The organism is Telluria sp. PB2R4, from assembly GCF_059685695.1.
Genome location: NZ_JCASIC010000021.1, coordinates 21649 through 40316, shown reverse-complemented (window position 1 = coordinate 40316; position 18668 = coordinate 21649). Strand labels below are relative to the sequence as shown.

20 protein-coding genes and 1 tRNA gene are annotated in these 18668 nt (G+C 67.2%); 7 read left to right on the top strand and 14 right to left on the bottom strand.

Annotated elements, in window-relative coordinates; translation table 11 throughout:
• Positions 1-3 precede the first annotated feature (3 nt).
• Positions 4-606 (bottom strand): TIGR00645 family protein, encoded by a 603-nt coding sequence (locus AC56LU_RS23520; protein WP_497178022.1) that lies wholly within the window; start codon positions 604-606, stop codon positions 4-6.
• A gap of 194 nt (positions 607-800) precedes the next feature.
• Between AC56LU_RS23520 and acs the strand changes: the two genes are divergently transcribed.
• On the top strand, positions 801-2798 hold the full coding sequence (gene acs / locus AC56LU_RS23515) for an acetate--CoA ligase (protein WP_497178021.1): 1998 nt from the start codon (positions 801-803) through the stop codon (positions 2796-2798).
• 50 nt (positions 2799-2848) lie between these two features.
• Here the strand turns inward: acs and AC56LU_RS23510 are convergent, their stop codons facing one another.
• Together AC56LU_RS23510 and AC56LU_RS23505 are read right to left on the bottom strand one after the other, a co-directional pair.
• Positions 2849-3322, bottom strand: a complete 474-nt coding sequence (locus AC56LU_RS23510) for a GNAT family N-acetyltransferase (RefSeq protein ID WP_497178020.1) — start codon at positions 3320-3322, stop codon at positions 2849-2851.
• Positions 3323-3358: 36 nt separating this feature from the next.
• Positions 3359-3724 (bottom strand): VOC family protein, encoded by a 366-nt coding sequence (locus tag AC56LU_RS23505; protein ID WP_497178019.1) that lies wholly within the window; start codon positions 3722-3724, stop codon positions 3359-3361.
• Between the two features lie 80 nt (positions 3725-3804).
• Here AC56LU_RS23505 and AC56LU_RS23500 point away from each other — a divergent pair, with 80 nt between their 5' ends.
• The 6 genes from AC56LU_RS23500 to AC56LU_RS23475 all read left to right on the top strand — a co-directional run bounded on the left by AC56LU_RS23500 (position 3805) and on the right by AC56LU_RS23475 (position 9543).
• Positions 3805-4131, top strand: coding sequence for a helix-turn-helix domain-containing protein (locus tag AC56LU_RS23500; RefSeq protein WP_497178018.1), 327 nt, complete (start codon positions 3805-3807; stop codon positions 4129-4131).
• Positions 4132-4208: 77 nt separating this feature from the next.
• A tRNA-Ser gene (locus AC56LU_RS23495) sits at positions 4209-4299 on the top strand.
• A 239-nt stretch (positions 4300-4538) separates the two neighbouring features.
• Entirely contained in the window at positions 4539-6152 is a 1614-nt protein-coding gene (locus AC56LU_RS23490) for an ABC-F family ATP-binding cassette domain-containing protein (RefSeq protein WP_497178017.1), read from the top strand.
• A gap of 33 nt (positions 6153-6185) precedes the next feature.
• Positions 6186-7205 (top strand): lipopolysaccharide heptosyltransferase II, encoded by a 1020-nt coding sequence (waaF, locus tag AC56LU_RS23485; protein ID WP_497178016.1) that lies wholly within the window; start codon positions 6186-6188, stop codon positions 7203-7205.
• 22 nt (positions 7206-7227) lie between these two features.
• Positions 7228-8229 carry an ADP-glyceromanno-heptose 6-epimerase gene (gene rfaD / locus AC56LU_RS23480; RefSeq protein WP_497178015.1) on the top strand — a complete coding sequence of 334 codons (1002 nt, stop codon included), beginning with the start codon at positions 7228-7230 and terminating at the stop codon, positions 8227-8229.
• Between the two features lie 156 nt (positions 8230-8385).
• On the top strand, positions 8386-9543 hold the full coding sequence (locus AC56LU_RS23475) for a sensor histidine kinase (RefSeq protein WP_497178014.1): 1158 nt from the start codon (positions 8386-8388) through the stop codon (positions 9541-9543).
• Positions 9544-9643: 100 nt separating this feature from the next.
• On the opposite strand, the gene AC56LU_RS23470 is transcribed toward AC56LU_RS23475, so the two are convergent.
• The 11 genes from AC56LU_RS23470 to AC56LU_RS23420 all read right to left on the bottom strand — a co-directional run bounded on the left by AC56LU_RS23470 (position 9644) and on the right by AC56LU_RS23420 (position 18613).
• On the bottom strand, positions 9644-10042 hold the full coding sequence (locus tag AC56LU_RS23470) for a putative quinol monooxygenase (protein ID WP_497178013.1): 399 nt from the start codon (positions 10040-10042) through the stop codon (positions 9644-9646).
• Between the two features lie 75 nt (positions 10043-10117).
• A complete protein-coding gene (locus AC56LU_RS23465; protein ID WP_497178012.1) occupies positions 10118-12694 on the bottom strand; it encodes a hybrid sensor histidine kinase/response regulator in 2577 nt (858 codons plus the stop codon).
• 68 nt (positions 12695-12762) lie between these two features.
• A complete protein-coding gene (locus AC56LU_RS23460) occupies positions 12763-13020 on the bottom strand; it encodes a hypothetical protein (protein ID WP_497178011.1) in 258 nt (85 codons plus the stop codon).
• Positions 13017-13655 (bottom strand): urease accessory protein UreG, encoded by a 639-nt coding sequence (ureG, locus tag AC56LU_RS23455; RefSeq protein ID WP_497178010.1) that lies wholly within the window; start codon positions 13653-13655, stop codon positions 13017-13019. Before ureG ends, AC56LU_RS23460 begins: the two co-directional genes overlap by 4 nt.
• 2 nt (positions 13656-13657) lie before the next feature.
• On the bottom strand, positions 13658-14329 hold the full coding sequence (locus tag AC56LU_RS23450; protein WP_497178045.1) for an urease accessory protein UreF: 672 nt from the start codon (positions 14327-14329) through the stop codon (positions 13658-13660).
• An 8-nt stretch (positions 14330-14337) separates the two neighbouring features.
• Positions 14338-14853, bottom strand: a complete 516-nt coding sequence (gene ureE / locus AC56LU_RS23445; protein ID WP_497178009.1) for an urease accessory protein UreE — start codon at positions 14851-14853, stop codon at positions 14338-14340.
• 9 nt (positions 14854-14862) lie between these two features.
• The gene (ureC, locus tag AC56LU_RS23440; protein WP_497178008.1) at positions 14863-16563 is read right to left on the bottom strand and encodes an urease subunit alpha; all 1701 of its coding nucleotides are present in this window, start codon (positions 16561-16563) and stop codon (positions 14863-14865) included.
• Position 16564: 1 nt separating this feature from the next.
• Entirely contained in the window at positions 16565-16879 is a 315-nt protein-coding gene (locus AC56LU_RS23435; protein WP_497178007.1) for an urease subunit beta, read from the bottom strand.
• Complete coding sequence (locus tag AC56LU_RS23430; protein WP_497178006.1) at positions 16876-17406, bottom strand: GNAT family N-acetyltransferase; 531 nt, start codon at positions 17404-17406, stop codon at positions 16876-16878. Before AC56LU_RS23430 ends, AC56LU_RS23435 begins: the two co-directional genes overlap by 4 nt.
• A gap of 38 nt (positions 17407-17444) precedes the next feature.
• Positions 17445-17747: an urease subunit gamma gene (locus AC56LU_RS23425; RefSeq protein WP_497178005.1), complete on the bottom strand. Its 303-nt coding sequence runs from the start codon at positions 17745-17747 to the stop codon at positions 17445-17447.
• A gap of 23 nt (positions 17748-17770) precedes the next feature.
• The gene (locus AC56LU_RS23420) at positions 17771-18613 is read right to left on the bottom strand and encodes an urease accessory protein UreD (RefSeq protein WP_497178004.1); all 843 of its coding nucleotides are present in this window, start codon (positions 18611-18613) and stop codon (positions 17771-17773) included.
• Positions 18614-18668: the final 55 nt, after the last annotated feature.

Below are 18668 nucleotides of genomic sequence, written 5' to 3'. Positions count from 1 at the left end.
GAATTAATGTTTTGCGTGCGTGGTCATGACGATGCGGTCGGTGTAGGCGATGGCCATGGCCGACAGCAGGAAAGCGCAGTGGATGACGGTCTGGAACAGCAGGGTTTTCTCGGTGTACGCAGCTGCGTTGATAAAGGTCTTCAGCAGGTGGATCGACGAGATGCCGATGATCGCCATCGCCAGTTTCGTCTTGAGTACCGAGGCGTTCACGTGGGACAGCCATTCGGGCTGGTCCGGGTGGCCTTCGAGGTGCATGCGCGAGACGAAGGTTTCGTAACCGCCGACGATGACCATGATGAGCAGGTTCGAGATCATGACCACGTCGATCAGGCCGAGCACCACCAGCATGATCGTGGTCTCGGTCAGCTTGATCGGGCGCGGGGCGCCCGGCACGGTGACCGCATCGAGAATGTGCGCAAGGGAATTGGCATTACCCATCGCGGCGCCGATCAGGTCCTTCAGCTCGACCCAGAAGTGGAACACGTAGACGCACTGCGCCAGGATCAGGCCCAGGTACAGCGGCAGCTGCAGCCAGCGGCTGGCGAAGATCAGGTTGTTGAGCGGGGTGAGCTTTTTTGCTTCGGTCGGGGGAATTAACTGCGCCATCGGGGTGCTGACTCCTGGAATGCTGGACGAATACAGCCGAGCATTCTACACCCGCCGGCACGCGCATGCCGGGTTCTTCGCCCCTTTGTGGCAAGGTTGGTAGAATGGCATTCGACCAGAAGCCCCCTGTAAGGGCTCAGTAAGCGTGCGCCCCTAAGGTGTTCGGTAAAAACCTACCAACTATGGAGACGATGATGGCCGAGAACGAGAGCAAACAGGAAGAATTCACCCTGCAAGAGAACCGCGTGTTCCCACCACCCGCCGAGTTCGCCAGCAAGGCCGCGATTTCCGGCATGGAAGCCTACGAAAAGCTGTGCGCCGAGGCTGCCAGCGACTACGAGGGCTTCTGGGCGCGCCTGGCGCGCGAGAACCTCGACTGGCACAAGCCGTTCACCAGCACCCTCGACGAATCGAACGCACCGTTCTACAAATGGTTCGCCGACGGCCAGCTGAACGCCTCGTACAACAGCCTCGACCGCAACCTGAGCAACGGCAACGCGGATAAAACCGCCATCATCTTCGAAGCCGACGACGGCACCGTCACCCGCGCCACCTATCGCGAGCTCTACGGGCGCGTCTGCCAGTTCGCCAACGGCCTGAAGTCGCGTGGGATCAAGAAGGGCGACCGCGTCATCATCTACATGTCGATGTCGATCGAAGGCGTCGCCGCGATGCAGGCCTGCGCCCGCATCGGCGCCACCCACTCGGTGGTGTTCGGCGGCTTCTCGGCCAAGTCGCTGCAGGAGCGCATCATCGACGCCGGCGCCGTCGCCGTCATCACTGCCGACGAGCAGTTGCGCGGCGGCAAATCATTGCCGTTAAAGTCCATCGTCGACGAGGCGCTGGCGCTGGGCGGCTGCACCACCATCCGCGACGTCATTGTCTACAAGCGCACCGGCGGCAACATCAATTTCCAGGAAGGCCGCGACACCTGGCTGCACGACCTGGTCGACAATCAGCCGGCCGAGTGCGAGCCGGAATGGGTCGATGCCGAGCATCCGCTGTTCATCCTCTACACCTCGGGTTCGACCGGCACCCCTAAGGGCGTCCAGCACGCCACCGGCGGCTTCCTGCTGTGGGCCGCGCTGACGATGAAGTGGACCTTCGACATCAAGCCCGATGACGTCTACTGGTGCACGGCCGACATCGGCTGGGTCACCGGCCACAGCTACATCGCCTACGGCCCGCTGGCGGTCGGCGCCACCCAGGTCGTGTTCGAAGGCGTGCCGACCTTCCCGCATGCCGGCCGCTTCTGGGAAACCATCGCCAAGCACAAGGTCTCGATTTTCTACACCGCACCGACCGCGATCCGTTCGCTCATCAAGGCCTCCGACGTGGACCCCAAGGTCCATCCGAAGAACTTCGACCTGTCGAGCCTGCGCCTGCTGGGTTCGGTCGGCGAGCCGATCAATCCGGAAGCCTGGATGTGGTACTACAAGAACGTCGGCCAGGAACGTTGCCCGATCGTCGACACCTTCTGGCAGACCGAGACCGGCGGCCACATGATCACCCCGCTGCCGGGCGCGACGCCGCTGGTGCCGGGTTCGTGCACCCTGCCGCTGCCGGGCATCATGACCGCCATCGTGGACGAAGCCGGCGCCGATGTGGCGAACGGGCAGGGCGGCATCCTGGTCGTCAAGCGTCCGTGGCCGTCGATGATCCGCACCATCTGGAACAACCCGGAACGCTTTAAAACCAGCTACTTCCCGGAAGAACTGGGCGGCAAGTACTACCTGGCCGGCGACGGCGCGGTGCGCAACAAGGACACCGGTTACTTCACGATCACCGGCCGTATCGACGACGTGCTGAACGTCTCGGGCCACCGCATGGGCACGATGGAAATCGAGTCGGCGCTGGTGGGACACCCGATGGTTGCCGAAGCGGCGGTGGTGGGCAAGCCGGACGAGACCACCGGCGAATCGATCTGCGCCTTCGTGGTGCTGAAGCAGGCACGCCCGAGCGGCGAGGACGCCAAGAAGCTGGCAACCGAACTGCGCAACTGGGTGGCGAAGGAAATCGGCCCGATCGCCAAGCCGAAGGAAATCCGTTTCGGCGACAACCTGCCGAAGACCCGCTCCGGCAAGATCATGCGCCGCCTGCTGCGCGTGCTGGCCAAGGGTGAGGCGATTACCCAGGACGTGTCGACCCTGGAAAATCCGGCGATCCTGGAGCAGTTGAAAGAAAGCGCGTAAGACGGAATCACCTCTGTCGCGCGTGCCCGCTTCCTCGCGAGAGGGGCGGGCTACGACAAGTTCTTGCTCATCACCGCGTTCCGCAAGGCCACGCCGCGCACGACCGGGAGCTGTTCTTCCTCCACCGTGAACCCGCAGCGCGCGAAGAATGGCTGCGCAGTCAGGCTGACGTGCGCGTGCAGCCTTGTGATGCCCTGTGAGGCGGCGACCTCATGCAGGTGCCGCATGAGCGCGCGCCCGACGCCCTTCCCGGCAAATTCCGCCGCCACGAAAAACTGGTCGATGTACCCGGATGGCTGCAGGTCGGCGAAGGCCGCCAGCTGGCCATCCAGCTCGACCACCCATGGCTGGTTCAAGGCGGTGCGCTCGATCCACGCCTGGCGGTCGGCGGGCGTGAGCGTGCGCGGCGCCCATGCGTCGATCTGCTCCGGGGTGTAGTCGCGGCAGGCCTGGCCGCGCACCGAGGACTGGAAGATCGCCAGCAGGGCGGTTTCTTCGCCCGGGATAAGGTAGCGGATGCGCATGCGCTTTACTCGAAGTTCTGCGTTTCGACCGGGTGATCAGGAGGAGGACAGCACGAAAGTATTACCGTCCGGGTCACGGAATTTCGCGAACGAACCCCAAGGCTGCACGGTCGGCGGCTCGATGAACTCAACCCCGCGCCCGCTCAGCTGGCGATAGGTGGCCTCGACGTTATCGCAGGCGAAGGAGCCGTTGAAAAAGCTGCCGATGCGGTCTTCCTGCCCGTCCGGGGTGAATAGCACGACGCGCGTGCTCGAATTGGCGATGCGCAGTTCGATCCAGCGCTTGCCCGGGCCCATCGGCTGGTCGGTGGCGATGTCGAAGCCGAGCTGTTCAGTGTAGAAGGCGAGGGCGCGGTCCTGGTCCGACACTGGGATGCTGACGAATTTAAGTTGAGTGATCATGGTGGTTCGTTGTGCTTGTCGTGGCGAGCATTATCGTGGGAGACTCGCGGCTGAGTGTGCGTTTAACTACTATAGTTTTTATGACTACCCGCCAGTCTTTGCTCGATGCCTATGTGTTCGAAGTCTTGATGCCCGACCTGGTCGGTCACGACCGGCGTCCGGCCGCCTTCGTCGTCTACCTGTATTTGTTGACGAGCGCAGAGGCGCTTGGGCGCGACCAGGTGCCGGCGAGCCTGCAGACGATCGCGGTCAGGACGGGGCTATCGAAGTCGGCGGTGCAGGTGGCGCTGCGTCACCTGAAGCGGCGCGGGTTGGTAGGAGAGGATGAGGTCGGCACCCAGGTGAACCCGGTGCGGCAGGTGCTCAGACCGTGGCGCCGGCGCTGGCCGGTCGAGGGTGCGTCATGACGCATGCAGGAACAGTCTTGTATAGCAGAGAATTATTGCTATAATAGGCGGCTTCGTGGATACACGAGACCCCATCAGGAGAGATGGATGAGTGGTTTAAGTCGCACGCCTGGAAAGCGTGTGTAGGTTCATAGCCTACCGGGGGTTCGAATCCCCCTCTCTCCGCCAAGAAATAAGAAAATGGCCACCCTCGGGTGGCCATTTTTGTTGCTCCACGGTGGAACCAGGCAGAGTCCTGCGGACTCGGCGTGGTTACGCTTCCGACCCACCAAATTTTGATATCATTCCCCTACATTCATTTTGGAGGTGTTCGTCCAATGCGCCATTGATGCCGCCGTCTGCTTGACGGCCAGTTCTCCCACCTTCCCGCATAACGCAGGGGAGTTCCGGCATCCTTGGAGGTACGCATGACGCACCCTTACCTGGCGCTCGACAGCGCCTCGTTCATTCTTCCCGACGGCAGGGCCCTGCTGTCCGGCCTCACCGAACAATTCGACACGCACCACACCGGCCTGGTCGGCCGCAACGGCGTGGGCAAAAGCGTGCTGGCGCGCCTGCTGGCAGGCGAGCTTGCGCCATCTTCCGGTCGCTGCATCCGCTCAGGCACGGTGCACTACCTGTCGCAGCAAGTCGACCAGGCCATGCATGGCTCGGTGGCCCTCCTTGCCGGCGTGCAGGATGTCTTCGAGGCCCTGGCGCGCATCGACGCCGGCAGCATCGCCGAGTCCGATTTCGAGCTGGTCGGCGAGCGCTGGGATTTGCCGGCGCGCTTCAGGCACGCGCTGGACGCGGCAGGCCTTGGCCATCTGGACGCCGGCACGCCGGCCGGCACGCTGAGCGGCGGCGAAGCCATGCGCGTGGCGCTGCTGGGCGCCATGCTCTCGAACGCGGAATTCCTGATCCTCGACGAGCCCACCAACCACCTCGACGGCGCTAGCCGCGCGGCGCTGGCGGCGCAGCTGCGTGGGTGGAAGCGGGGACTCATCGTCGTCAGCCATGACCGCGCGCTGCTGGGGCAAATGAAGCGCATCGTCGAACTGTCGCCGCAGGGCCTGCGCAGCTACGGCGGCAACTATGCCTTCTATGCCGCGGCGCGCGCCGCCGAACAGGAACACGCCCTGCGCGAGGTCGAACACGCGCGCCAGTCGATGCGGCGCGAGGAGCGCAGCATGCGCGAACAGCGCGAGCGCCAGCAGCGCCGCCAGGCGCAAGGCGCGCGCGAGGGCAAGACGGCGAACCAGGCGAAGATTTTGCTGGGACGCCAGAAGGAGCGCAGCGAGAACAGCGCCGGCCGCCTGCGCCAGCAGCATGACGAAGCGCGCCAGGAACTCAGTGAACGCGTGCGCGAGGCGGTGCAGGCGCTCGGCGAAGATGGCGCCGTGCGCCTGCACGCCACGCAGGTGGACGCCGCCGCGCAGCGCCGCGTCGCCGAACTCACGGATGTGGAACTGCCGTTCGCACTGCCGGTCCTGCGCCGCATCAGCCTGGTCATCACAGGCCGGCAGCGCATCGGCATCACAGGGCCGAACGGCAGCGGCAAGTCGACGCTATTGAAAGTGATCGCCGGCGAGTTCAAACCCTTGGCTGGACACGCCGCGCGTGACCCGGCCTGCGCCTGGCTCGACCAGCGCCTCGGCACGCTCGACCCGGCCCGCAGCACCATCGACCAGTTGCTGGACCTGAACCGCGGCTCAGGGCAAGACCGGCTGCGCACCTGGCTGGCGCAGATCGGCCTCGACGCGCACAAGCTGGTGCTGCCCACCGGACAGCTGAGCGGGGGCGAGCGCCTCAAGGCGGCGCTTGCCTGCGCGCTGTACGCCGATCCGCCGGCCCGGCTGCTCCTGCTCGACGAACCGGGCAACCATCTCGACCTGGCATCCACCGAGGCGCTGGAAGCGATGCTGCGCGAATACACGGGCGCGCTGGTGGTGGTGTCGCATGACGAGGTCTTCATGGAACGCATTGGTCTGACTCACCGCCTGGAGGCGACGCCCGCCGGCTGGCGGCAGCGATTGTTATAATCGCGGATCACATTGCAGGAAGACGAAAGACCCATGTTGCGCACGCTTGTCATCTCCCCCAACTGGATCGGCGACGCCGTCATGGCCCAGCCGCTGCTGCGCCGCCTGCGCGAACAGCATCCGGATCGCCCGATCGACGTGCTGGCGCCGACCTGGGTCGCGCCGGTCTGGCGCGCGATGCGCGAAGTGGACGAGGTCATCGAATCGCCCTTCAAGCACGGCGCGCTGCAGTGGAAGGAGCGCAAGGCCTTCGCGAAGATGCTCAGGGCGCGCGGCTACGCCGATTCCTACGTGCTGCCGAACACGCTCAAGTTCGCGCTGATCCCCTGGCTGGCGGGCATCAAGCGGCGCGTCGGCTACAAGGGCGAGATGCGCTACGGCCTGGTCAACGTCATGCACCACGACGACAAGGCTGCCCCGCGCCCGATGGCGCAGTTTTACGCGGCGCTGGCCGACGAGCCGGTGCGCCTTCTAGCGCGCCTAGAGAGGCTGCCCGAGCCGGAGATGGTCGTGGCGCCAGAAATGGCCGACGCCGCCATCGCCCGTTTGCAGCTGCCGCCGGGTACCTACGTGGCCTTCGCGCCCGGCGCCGAATTCGGCCCGGCCAAGCGCTGGCCGGCTTCCTACTTCGCCGAGCTGGCGCAAACCATCCGCGCCAACCGGCCGGACGCACAGATCCTGCTGCTCGGTTCACCGAAGGACCGCGCCGTCTGCGACGAGATCACCGCCATCGTGCCGCAGGCGCACAACCTGGCCGGTTCGACTTCGCTGAGCGAGGCGATCGCCCTGATCGCGCGCGCGGCCGTGGTGGTGACCAACGACTCCGGCCTGATGCACATCGGCGCCGCGCTGGGCCGTCCCGTGGTGGCGATCTATGGCCCGACCGATCCGCGCCACACGCCGCCGCTGTCGCAACTGGCCAAGGTGCTGTGGCTGCACATCGAGTGCTCGCCCTGCCAGCAGCGCGAGTGCCCGCTGGGCCACCAGAATTGCATGAAACAGATTTTGCCCACCGATGTGTGGCAGCCGCTGCAGCCGATGCTGGCAGCCTGATTGAACTGAAAGAGGTAAAAAAATGATACTCGTTACTGGCGCAGCAGGCTTCATCGGAGCCAACCTGGTCCACGCGTTATCAACGCGCAAGCCATTCAGCGTGTTCGCGGTCGATAACATGTCGCGTCCGGAGAAGTTCCTGAACATCGTCGATGCCGAAGTGGCCGATTACCTTGATAAGGAAGATTTTGTCGTACGCCTGAAGGCGGGCGAATTCGACGGCAAGTTCTCGGCGGTGCTGCACCAGGGCGCCTGCTCCAACACCATGGAGACCGATGGACGTTACATGATGAGGAATAACTACGAATACACCATCGCGCTGGTCGAGTACTGCCAGCGCGAGCGTATTCCCTTCATCTACGCCTCCTCGGCCGCGGTGTACGGCGGCGGCACGGTCTTCAAGGAAGCGCGCCAGCACGAGCGGCCGCTCAACGTCTACGGCTATTCGAAATTCCTGTTCGACCAGTACATGCGCCGCCATTGGCAGCAGCACGGCATGGGCAGCGGCAGCCAGGTGGTGGGCCTGCGCTACTTCAACGTGTACGGCCCGCTCGAAGGCCACAAGGGCACGATGGCCTCGGTGCCCTTCCACCAGTTCCACCAGTTCCAGAAAGAGGGCAAGGTCAAGCTGTTCGGCGCCAACGAAGGTTACGAAGCCGGGACCCAGATGCGCGACTTCATCTACATCGACGACGTGGTGAAGGTGAACCTGTTCTTCCTCGACCACCCGGACAAGCGCGGCGTCTATAACCTCGGCACCGGCCGCGCCCAGCCTTTCAACGACCTGGCGGTGGCCACGGTGAATGCACTGGCGAACGAGGGCGGCACGCCGCTCACGCTGGAACAGATCGTCGACCAGGGCCTGCTGGAATACCTGCCGTTCCCGGACAAGCTGAAGGGCAAATACCAGAGCTTTACCCAGGCCGACATCGGCGCGCTACGCGCCGCCGGCTATGCCGAGCCCTTCACCGATGTGGCGACCGGGGTGGCAAAATACATGGACTACCTGAAGGCAAAGGCTTGATTTATCAGCTTTGCTAATAGTGCAAGTTCATTCATAAGCTAAGCTGATGAGTTAGTCTCGCTGGCATTCACGCGCCGCGCATAAAAACCGTCGTGTAGACTCGGATCACGTTCTCATTTGACAACGCGACCGATATCTCAGACGTACTGAGCAGCAATGAATGCCAACCTGACCGGACACCTGTCCCCGGACGATCCCGAGCTCTCGCCCGTCACGCGGGCCATCGTGGCCCTGCGCGAGCCGATCCTGGATGCCTGGATGGACGAGGTACGCGGCACGGTGGCGCAGGCCAGGGAATTGCCGGTGCCGATCCTGGCGAACACGCTGCCGGCCTACTTCGACACCCTCGCCGCGCTGCTCACGCCGGGCTTTTCGGCGCGCGTGGTCACCGACCTCGGCGCCGTCGCCAGCGAGCATGGCGGCGAGCGTGCGCGCTTGACGAGCTACGACGCCACCGCCCTGATCCACGAGCTGCAGATCTTCCGCGACGTCCTGCTGCGCGAACTGGCGCGCCACGGCGTGACGCTCGACGAAAGCCAGCGCGCCACGCTGGTGGCCCACCTCGACGCCACCATCCGCGAAAGCGCCAATGCCTTCACGGTGGTGCAGGCGGCGCTGCGCGAGCAGTTCGTCGCGGCGATGGCGCACGACCTGCGCACTCCGCTGTCCACCGCCCAGCTGGCGGCCGAGATGATCAACCACACGAGCAGCGACGAGAGCGTACGCCGCTACGCCGACAAGATCGTGGCCAGCACCCAGCGCATCGACGGCATGACACGCGAACTGCTCGACCGCATCGCCTTCTGCAAGACCGGGAAGGTAGCGCTGCAGATCGAGCGCTTCGACATGGTGGCGCTGGTGCGTGAGGTGGTAGGGTCGGCCGAGGCCTTCCATCCGATCGAACTGGTGCCGGGAGACGAGGCGGTAGAAGGCTGGTGGTGCGGTGAGGCGGTGCGGCGCGCGATCGAAAACCTGGTCAACAATGCGATCAAGTATGGCGCGCGCGAAGCGCCGATCTGCGTGACGGTATCGACCACGGTCGGGCGCGTGCAGGTAATGGTGCATAACCAGGGACCGCCGATCTCGCCGGAAGACAGCGAGAGCATCTTCCAGCTCTTCCGCCGCGCCGGCAACCAGGGCCTCGGGGAAAACAAGGGCGAGGGCTGGGGCCTGGGCCTGCCTTACGTGCGGCGCGTGGCCGAGGCGCACGGCGGCAGTGTGCTGATGTCCAGCTCCGTCGAGGATGGCACCGTGTTCGTCATCGACCTGCCGGTGGATGCCCGGCCCTTCGCCGGCGCCCCCACCGCCGCTTGACGGGCGCCTAACAACCCCCCATTGCTGCGTTGCATTCGTCTCGCCGTACTAGCGTACTGTCTTCGACGATGCGCCTTGCCCTGGGGGCTTGTTAGACGCTTTATAGCGACTTTTTCGACATGGTGCCGTGCCCACCCACCGGCTCGGTCTCGAAGCGCTCGCCGAAGCCGGCGATCAGCGGCCGGCCCTTGGCGATCGCCGCCTGCACGGCGGGCAGCGACAGCGAAGCCTTGTGGCTGGCCTGGTCGACCCAGGTCTCGGTGATCCACAGCGCGTCCGCTTCCAGCTTGTCCTTGGCGATGCCGTAGCTCAGGCAACCCGGCATCGCCGCCGTGCCTTTCAGGAGGATGGCGATGAGGGCGTCGCGCTGGCCCGGCTGGGCGCGCATTTTTCCGATCAATCCGTACATGAGTGTCGCTTCCTTCCTCTCTGGGGTGGCCTGGGCGGCCAGGGGCAGGGCGGCCAGCGCGGCAATGGTGCTGCGACGAGTGATGGTCATGGCGGGCCCCTGTTCAGTAAATGACGAGTATAGGCGCACCGGCCACGCTGCCGCAACGGGAAGCAGCGCATTGCACTACGCGCTGACCCATGCGCCGGCCACGCCGGCCACGATCTTGTCCAGGCTCGCCATGTCCACCGGCTTGACCAGGTGGTGGTCGAAGCCGGCCGCGGCGCTGTTGCGCCGGTCCTGTTCCTGGCCGTAGCCGGTCACCGCAACCAGGGTCGCGCCGGCGGTGGCCGGATGGCGCCGCAGGCGGCGCGCCAGCTCGTAGCCGTCCATCTCCGGCAGGCCGATGTCGAGCAGGCACAGGTCCGGCGCGAACGCGGCCGCCTGCGCCAGCGCCTCGAGCGAATCGTGTTCGACCCGCAGTTCATGGCCTTGCGCGCCCACGTACAGCGCCAGCATCTGGGCCGCGTCGACGTTGTCGTCCACCACCAGCACTTTCAGGCGCCTTCCCTGCGCCGTGACGAAGTCGAGGCTATCTTCCGTGCCGGCGCCGCGCTCCACGCAGCGCGGCAGGCGCACCGTGAAGCTGGTCCCCATGCCCTGGCCGGCGCTGGAAACGTGCACGCTGCCGCCGTGCAGCTCGACCAGGCTGCGCACCAGCGCCAGGCCGATGCCCAGGCCGCCGAGCGAGCGGTCGGGCGTGCGCTCGCCCTGCACGAACATGTCGAAGGCGCGTTCCAGTTCGCTCGGCAGCATGCCGATGCCGTTGTCGCGCACTTCCACCAGCACGGCCTCGCCGGCCCCACTGACCGTGACGGCGATCTGGCCGCCGCGGTCCGTGAACTTGGCCGCGTTGTGCAGCAGGTTGCCCACCACCTGCACCAGACGCTTGCGGTCGCCCAGCACGAAGCCGGGCTGCGGCATCAGCCGCACATCGAGTTGATGGCCCTTGCCGTGCACCAGCGCCTGCACCTGTTCCGCCGCGTCCAGCACGACGGCGTTGATGTCGATGCGCTCCTTGGCCAGCACCACCAGGCCGCGCGTGACGCGCGAGACATCGAGCAAATCGTCCACCAGGCCGGCCATGTGGCGCGCCTGGCGCGCGATGATGGCGCTGATCTGCTTGGTGCGCGCCGGGTCGAGGCCGTCCTGGCCGAGCAGCTGGGCGCCTGAGGAGATCGGCGCCAGCGGGTTGCGCAGCTCGTGCGCCAGCATCGCCAGGAACTCGTTCTTGCGCTGGTCGGCCTGGCGCAGGGCCTCCTCGGCGCGCACGCGCTCGGTGATGTCCTGCATGCTGCCGCGCAGCGCCACCACCCGTCCGTCCGGGCCATGCACGCTCTCGGCGCGGTAGTCGAGCCAGATGCGGCGCCCGTCGGCGTGGACGGCATGCAGCTGCAGCTTGCCGCTGCCGCCCTGGCGTATCAGTTCCCCGGTCAGGCGCTGCACCTGCAGCCACGATTCGTCGCCCAGCACGCTGCCGCGCTGCTGCGCGAAAGGCGGCAGGCTGCGCCCGAAGATGTGCGGCACCGAATCGGAGACCTCGATCTCCTCGCTTTCCAGGCTCCAGTGCCAGGTGCCGAAGCGCGCCAGCATGTGGGTTTCGCGCAGCGCCGATTCCTTGGCGGCCAGCTGGCGCGAGCGCTCCGCCAGCAGCGCCGCGGCGTCGCCCATCGCGGCCGCCACGTCCGCCGCCTCGCGCACGTGCACGTCGGTGATGGGCGGGGGCGTCTCGCCCTTGCCGAGCGCCTCGGCCTGGCCGGTCAGCGCCTGCACCGAGCGCGCCAGGCGGCCGCCGATCAGCCATGCCAGGCACAGGCCGATCGCGAACAGCGCCGCGGCGACGCCGCCCACGAGCGCCAGCTGCCCGAGCAGTTCGGCGCGCAGGATTTCGCGCGGCATGCCGATCGCGACGCCAAAGCCGCTGAAAGACGAGCGCGCGTAGGACGTCAGCAGGGGCTTGCCCTCGCGCGAGCGCGAATCGATACTGCCTTCCGGCGCGCGGTTGAATGCGTTGCGCAGCAGCGGGTTGACCGGGTGCCCGATCGACTGATCGCGGTTGATGTTGCGATAGAAGATGATGCCCTGACGGTCGAACAGCGACGCCACCGCGCCCTCGGGCACCGATTTCGGTGTCAGGATGCCCGTAAAGTCGTCCGACCCCATGCCGATGCTCAGGACGTAGCGGATCTCGCCGTCCACCCGCACCGGGACATCCACACTCACGACCGGACGCTGGCGTACCGCGCCGATGAATACGTCCGATACCGCCGGCTGGCCGGTGGCGAACACGCGTTCCAGTTGCGCTGAAGGTTCGCGCGGCAAGGGCAGGCCATGTTCGACCAGGGAATTCATCAACTGCTGGCCGCGGCGGTCGCGCAGCACCGCGCTCATGCCTCCGCCGGCCAGCGACAGCGCTTCGCGCGCCTGGCGGTGCACCCGGGCGAAGTCCCCGGTGTCGAAGGCGTCGAGCGTGGTCAGGGTCTGTCCGACGGCCAGGCCCTGGCGCAACTTGTTGTCGGCGCTATGGACCAGGGCACGCGCCGTCTGCAGCGTGTTCTTGTCGATCTGGGCGCGCGCCTTCTGGTACTGCTGGGCGAACAGGATGGACGCGCCGACCACGCCGGGCAATAGCGTCGCCAGCACCAGCCAGAACAGGTAGGCGCGCAGGGGCCTGCGGACGATCGAAGAGGTAGTGCCGGTCACGTTTTTTGCTGGACATACGGTAATGTCTGATTCTACGTGAGTTTCGCCGGCACACCGTTCGGATTGTTTCAGAGCGGCAGCGCGGCCCCCGCCGTTCCGGCGCCCAGCATGACCGCGATGACGATCGCCAGCGGCAGCGGGCCGCGCCGCCGGCGCAGCCCGCCCCAGGCCAGCACCCCGGCGATCGCGGCGCAGGCCAGTGCCTGCAGGGCCGCATGCTCGTGCCAGGCATGGCTAGGTGCCGCGCCGTGTCCCGGATGGGCGAAGGCGGGCACGCTGACGAGCAGAAAGGCGAACAGGTTGGCGAGTGAGCCGAGGCGTTTCATGATGGTTCTCCGTGACGGTGGTCGAGCAGGCCCTGCTCGCGGATGAAGGCGACGACGTCGCGCACGCCCTCGCCGCTGCGCAGGTTGGTGAACACGAAAGGCCGGTCCCCGCGCTGGCGGCGCGCGTCCAGCGCCATCACGCCCAGGTCGGCCCCGACGTGGGGTGCGAGGTCGGTCTTGTTGATGATCAGGAGGTCCGAGCGGGTGATGCCCGGCCCGCCCTTGCGCGGGATTTTCTCGCCCCCGGCCACGTCGATCACGTACAGCGTCAGGTCCGACAGCTCGGGGCTGAATGTCGCGGCCAGGTTGTCGCCGCCCGATTCGACCAGCACCAGCTCCAGTGCCGGAAAATCCGCCTGCAGGCGGGCGATCGCTTCCAGGTTGATCGAGGCATCCTCGCGGATCGCGGTATGCGGGCAGCCGCCGGTCTCCACGCCCATCAGGCGCTCGGGCGGAAGGGCGTTCGCGCGCAGCAAAATCTCCATGTCCTCGCGCGTGTAGATGTCGTTGGTGATGACCGCCATGTCGTAATGCTCGCGCATGGCCATGCACAGGCGCTCGCACAGGGCGGTCTTGCCGGAGCCGACCGGGCCGCCGATGCCGACCCGCAGGGGAGTTGAAGTTGTCATCGTCATCCTCAGGAACGGTACAGGCGTCCGTGCTGCACCTCGTGCCGCATCGACAGCATCGACAGGCCGGGCGACCAGTTCGACAGCGCCTCGTCGCCCACGCCGCGCGCATGCAGGGCGGCGCGTTCGATTTCCGGGCGCAGGCCCAGGAGCAGGCGCTGGCCCGCCACCTGCCCGAGCGGCACCGATTTCACGCAGACCAGCACCTGGTTCTCGGCCCAGGAAAACAGCATGGCCAGCAGGGCTTCCTCGTGCGGGACGCCGAGCGCATCGACCGCGCAGGCAAAGGCCGCCGGCAGCGGTATCTCGCCGCCGGGCAGGGCGGCCGGCGTGTCGCCCACGCCCAGTTCGGCCAGCAGGCGCGCCAGCGAATAACCCATCTGCACGGTCTCGGCGCGGAACTCGGCCGTGTCGCGCGAGGCCAGGTAGCACTCGCTCCAGAATGCGAAGGCGGCGTCGTCGCGCACCGCGCAGGCGCCCAGCAGGCGCCAGAACAGCGGCGCGTCCCACTGGGCGACGACTTCGTGCAGGTGGCGCGTGATCCAGGCCTGGGCGCCGGCGGCGTCGACCACGAGCTTGTCTTCGAGGGCCGCTTCCAGGCCCTGGGAATAGCTGTAGCCGCCCACCGGCAGCGCCGGGCTGGCGAACTGCAGCAGGTGGAGCAGGGCGGTGGCGTTCATCCTGGTGCTCATGCGCCGTCCACGTCCATCGGGCGGTGGATCTTCTGGCGCAGCGGCAACGGGGCCAGCGGGGTCTGCCCGCCGTGACCGTGGCCATGGCCCGCGCTGGAATAAGCCCCGGCTTCCGGCTCGAACGAGGCCAATTCTTCTTCTACCGCCGCGCCCAGGCCCAGCACCATGTCGCGCAGCACCGGGTCGGCGCGCATGCGCAGGCCCCAGGCGCATACCTGCAGCTGGGTGTGGCGGTTGCCCAGGTGATAGGCGCAGCGCGCCAGCACCAGCGGGTCGCGGCAGCGCACCGCATAGGTCGGCTCGGGCGCGGCGACGACGCGCACCACGCGGCCGTCGTCGCCGCGCAGCAGATCGCCGTGGCGCAGCGCGGCGCCGCGCGGCAGGAACAGCGCCACCTCCTCGCCGGACGCGAGGGTGGCGCGCATGCGGCAGCGCTCGCGCAGCTCCCAGGGCAACACCAGGGTGTCGTGCACCTGGGATGCGGTGTCGATGCGGGTATTCAGGGTCAGCATGTTTGCACCTCAGAAGAGGAAGTAGCGCTGCGCCAGCGGCAGCAACGTGGCCGGCTCGCACACCAGCAACTGGCCGTCGGCGCGCACCTCATAGGTTTCGGGATCGACTTCCATGCGCGGTGTGGCGCCGTTGTGCACCATGTCGGCCTTGCGCAGTCCGCGCATGCCGCGCGCCACCGCGATGGTCTTGCTCAAGCCCAGCCGGCCCGGGACCCCGGCGTCGAAAGCCGCCTGCGAAACAAAAGTCAGGGACTTGCGCAGCGCGCCCCCGAACGACCCGAACATCGGGCGGTAATGCACCGGCTGCGGCGTCGGGATCGAGGCGTTGGCGTCGCCCATCAGGCTGGCGGCGATCATGCCGCCCTTCAGGATCATCGAGGGCTTGACGCCGAAGAAGGCGGGGCGCCACAGTACGATGTCGGCCAGCTTGCCCACTTCCAGCGAGCCGACTTCGTGCGCGATGCCGTGGGCGATGGCCGGGTTGATGGTGTACTTGGCGATGTAGCGCTTGATCCGGAAGTTGTCGTTGCGCCCGCTGTCCGGCGCGAGCGGACCGCGCTGCGCCTTCATCTTGTGCGCGGTCTGCCAGGTGCGCAGGATGGTTTCGCCGACCCTGCCCATGGCCTGCGAGTCGGAGGACATCATCGAGATCGCGCCCAGGTCGTGCAGGATGTCCTCGGCGGCGATGGTCTCGCGCCGGATGCGCGACTCGGCAAAGGCGATGTCCTCGGCAATGGCCGGATCCAGGTGGTGGCACACCATCAGCATGTCGAGGTGTTCGTCGAGGGTGTTGGCGGTGTAGGGGCGGGTCGGGTTGGTGGACGAGGGCAGCACGTTCGGCTGGCCGACCGCGGCGATGATGTCCGGCGCATGGCCGCCGCCGGCGCCTTCGGTGTGGAAGGTGTGGATGGTGCGGTCCTTGAACGCGGCCAGGGTGCTTTCCAAAAAGCCGGCCTCGTTCAGCGTGTCCGAGTGCAGCGCCACCTGCACGTCCATGCGCTCGGCCACCGCCAGGCAGTTGTCGATCGCGGCCGGGGTGCTGCCCCAATCCTCGTGCAGCTTGAGGCCGATCGCGCCGGCTTCGACCTGTTCCTCCAGCGGCAGGGGCTGGCTGGCGTTGCCCTTGCCGAAGAAGCCCAGGTTCATCGGGAAGGCATCCGCCGCCTGCAGCATTGCGTGGATGTGCCACGGCCCCGGGGTGCAGGTAGTGGCGGCCGTGCCCACCGCCGGGCCGGTCCCGCCGCCCAGCATGGTGGTGATGCCGCTCATGAGGGCTTCCTCGATCTGCTGCGGGCAGATGAAGTGGATATGGGTATCGACCCCGCCCGCCGTGACGATCATGCCTTCGCCGGCGATGATCTCGGTGGCTGCGCCGATCGGAATGGTCACGCCGGGCTGGATGTCCGGGTTGCCGGCCTTGCCGATGGCAAGGATGCGTCCGTCCTTGATGCCGACGTCGGCCTTGACGATGCCCCAGTGGTCGACGATGACGGCGTTGGTGATGACGGTGTCCGCGACCTGCGCGTGGACGCGCTGCGACTGGCCCATGCCGTCGCGGATCACCTTGCCGCCGCCGAACTTCACTTCCTCGCCGTAGATGGCGTGATCCATCTCGATCTCGATGACCAGGCCGGTATCGGCCAGGCGGATCCGGTCACCCGTGGTGGGGCCATACATGTCGGCGTAGGCGCGCCGCGAGATGGTCGCCATGCTAGGGTCCCTCGAGCGGTCCGCCGACCATGCCGTTGAAACCGTGGACCACACGCGCGCCGCCCAGGGCCACCAGCGCGACGGTGCGGCGCTGGCCCGGCTCGAAGCGCACCGCGGTGCCTGCGGCGATATCCAGGCGCATGCCGAGTGCGGCGCCGCGGTCGAACTGCAGTGCGGCATTCGCTTCGGCGAAGTGGAAGTGCGAGCCGACCTGCACCGGCCGGTCGCCGCCGTTGGCCACCGTCAGCACGGTGCCGGGGCGGCCGGCGTTGAGCGCGATGTCGCCATCGTCCAATAGATACTCGCCCGGGATCATGGCCGCACCCGCGAGAACAGGGTCTTGTAGTAGATCGCGGTGGCGCGCCAGTGGCCGTTCGGGCTGCAGCAGTATTCGGGCAGTTCGCCCACCCGGGTGTAGCCGGCTTTCGTGTACAGGTGCTCGGCGCCGGAGCCGGCCTCGGTGTCGAGGAACAGCAGGCCGCGGCGCAGCGACAACGCCTCGATCTCGGCCGCCTGCAGCAGGGCGGTGCCGATGCCGCGCCGGCGCATCGTGCAGTGCACCAGCATCTTCTGCAGTTCGGCGCGGTTGCTGCCGTTCGGCTTCTGGCACAGGTCGAGCTGCACGCTGCCGACCAGCAGGCCCTTGCGCTCGGCCGCCAGCAGCACGCGGGTGCCGCGTGCGACGTCCGCTCCCACGCCGTTCCAGTAGTTCTCGAGCTGGATGTCGTCGAGGCCGGCCAGGAAGCCGAGCGAATGGCCATCCGCCACCGCGTCCAGCAGCAAGGTGGCGAGCTGGGTGCGCACGCCCTCGATGGCGCGCGCGTCGAGTCTGCGGATGATCATGCCTGCCTCCTCGCTCATGGAATCTCTCATGGAATGGCTCACGGAATGGGGTGGTGGACGGTCACCAGCTTGGTACCGTCGGGGAAGGTGGCCTCGACCTGGATGTCGGGAATCATCTCGGGCACGCCGTCCATCACGTCGGCGCGGCCGAGCAGCATGGCGCCCTCGGACATCAGCTCGGCCACGCTGCGGCCGTCGCGCGCACCTTCCATGATGGCGGCGCTGATCAGGGCGATCGCTTCCGGCACGTTCAGCCTGAGGCCGCGTGCGCGCCGGCGCTCGGCCAGCAGGGCGGCGGTGAAGATCAGCAGCTTGTCCTTGTCGCGCGGGCTCAGGTCCATGGGTTTCTTTCAGGTGTGCCGGCTCAGGTAGTCCAGATCCGTGGCGTGCGCGCCTCGAGCCCGAGCAGGTGCGGACGCAGCGCCTGCCAGACGCGGATGAGCGCATGGCGCGCGGCCTCGCTGTCGTCGCACAGGTAGCGCGCCACGAACACGCTCTTGAGCTGGGTGACCCCGAGTGCGGCGTCGGCGCTGCGCAGGCTGGCCAGCAGGTTCGCGGGCGCCGGAGGCCCGACCCCGAGCAGGGTGGCGCACACGTGGCGCCCGCCGAGCCCGAGCGGGCTGGCCATGCCGGGACCGCCGCCGCCGAGCCGTCCCTGCTCGTGCCATACCAGGCGGCCGGCCTGGCGGATGCGGGTGCGCTGGCGCAGGGCGCCATGGGTAAAGCGCTCGCCAGCCGCCGCACGGCCGAAGCACAGGATCTCGCTGCCGATGTAGGCGGCGCCGGGCGCCAGTTCGACCTCGTGCTCCAGGGTGACATCGGCGCCGTCGAACAGGATGGTCTCTTGCGGCAGCCATTCGAGCGAGGCATCGCGCCCCGCGCTCAACGCCACCGTCTGGCGCGCGCCGCGGCCACCCGCGCGGTACCACTTGGCGGCGCCGGGAGAGGTGAGCAGGGTGCGTGCGTTCGGGCCGGCCTCGACCCCGATGTCGAGCACGTCGCCGCCTGCCACGCCGCCGGGCGGATGCACGATCACCGCATGGCAGACCTGCGCGCCTTCCGGGTACAGCGCCTTCTGCACGCGCAGCGGTCCTGCATGCCGGCGTTCCGCCAGGCGGGTGCCATGCTGGTCGTGGGCAAAGCGCAGCCGCAGGCTGGCATGCCAGTCGGGATGCTGGGTTGACGGTGAAAGGGCGAGGTCGCGCATGCCCATTGTCAATGCACGATACGTGCCAGCCCGCTATCAGAGGCGAACGATCGTG

What these genes read in the sequence shown, in the direction of transcription:
- AC56LU_RS23520 (WP_497178022.1), bottom strand. Translation starts at nt 606, where the DNA reads ATGGCGCAGTTAATTCCCCCGACCGAAGCAAAAAAGCTCACCCCGCTC.
- acs (WP_497178021.1), top strand. Translation starts at nt 801, where the DNA reads ATGGCCGAGAACGAGAGCAAACAGGAAGAATTCACCCTGCAAGAGAAC.
- AC56LU_RS23510 (WP_497178020.1), bottom strand. Translation starts at nt 3,322, where the DNA reads ATGCGCATCCGCTACCTTATCCCGGGCGAAGAAACCGCCCTGCTGGCG.
- AC56LU_RS23505 (WP_497178019.1), bottom strand. Translation starts at nt 3,724, where the DNA reads ATGATCACTCAACTTAAATTCGTCAGCATCCCAGTGTCGGACCAGGAC.
- AC56LU_RS23500 (WP_497178018.1), top strand. Translation starts at nt 3,805, where the DNA reads ATGACTACCCGCCAGTCTTTGCTCGATGCCTATGTGTTCGAAGTCTTG.
- AC56LU_RS23490 (WP_497178017.1), top strand. Translation starts at nt 4,539, where the DNA reads ATGACGCACCCTTACCTGGCGCTCGACAGCGCCTCGTTCATTCTTCCC.
- waaF (WP_497178016.1), top strand. Translation starts at nt 6,186, where the DNA reads ATGTTGCGCACGCTTGTCATCTCCCCCAACTGGATCGGCGACGCCGTC.
- rfaD (WP_497178015.1), top strand. Translation starts at nt 7,228, where the DNA reads ATGATACTCGTTACTGGCGCAGCAGGCTTCATCGGAGCCAACCTGGTC.
- AC56LU_RS23475 (WP_497178014.1), top strand. Translation starts at nt 8,386, where the DNA reads ATGAATGCCAACCTGACCGGACACCTGTCCCCGGACGATCCCGAGCTC.
- AC56LU_RS23470 (WP_497178013.1), bottom strand. Translation starts at nt 10,042, where the DNA reads ATGACCATCACTCGTCGCAGCACCATTGCCGCGCTGGCCGCCCTGCCC.
- AC56LU_RS23460 (WP_497178011.1), bottom strand. Translation starts at nt 13,020, where the DNA reads ATGAAACGCCTCGGCTCACTCGCCAACCTGTTCGCCTTTCTGCTCGTC.
- ureG (WP_497178010.1), bottom strand. Translation starts at nt 13,655, where the DNA reads ATGACGATGACAACTTCAACTCCCCTGCGGGTCGGCATCGGCGGCCCG.
- AC56LU_RS23450 (WP_497178045.1), bottom strand. Translation starts at nt 14,329, where the DNA reads ATGAACGCCACCGCCCTGCTCCACCTGCTGCAGTTCGCCAGCCCGGCG.
- ureE (WP_497178009.1), bottom strand. Translation starts at nt 14,853, where the DNA reads ATGCTGACCCTGAATACCCGCATCGACACCGCATCCCAGGTGCACGAC.
- ureC (WP_497178008.1), bottom strand. Translation starts at nt 16,563, where the DNA reads ATGGCGACCATCTCGCGGCGCGCCTACGCCGACATGTATGGCCCCACC.
- AC56LU_RS23435 (WP_497178007.1), bottom strand. Translation starts at nt 16,879, where the DNA reads ATGATCCCGGGCGAGTATCTATTGGACGATGGCGACATCGCGCTCAAC.
- AC56LU_RS23430 (WP_497178006.1), bottom strand. Translation starts at nt 17,406, where the DNA reads ATGATCATCCGCAGACTCGACGCGCGCGCCATCGAGGGCGTGCGCACC.
- AC56LU_RS23425 (WP_497178005.1), bottom strand. Translation starts at nt 17,747, where the DNA reads ATGGACCTGAGCCCGCGCGACAAGGACAAGCTGCTGATCTTCACCGCC.
- AC56LU_RS23420 (WP_497178004.1), bottom strand. Translation starts at nt 18,613, where the DNA reads ATGCGCGACCTCGCCCTTTCACCGTCAACCCAGCATCCCGACTGGCAT.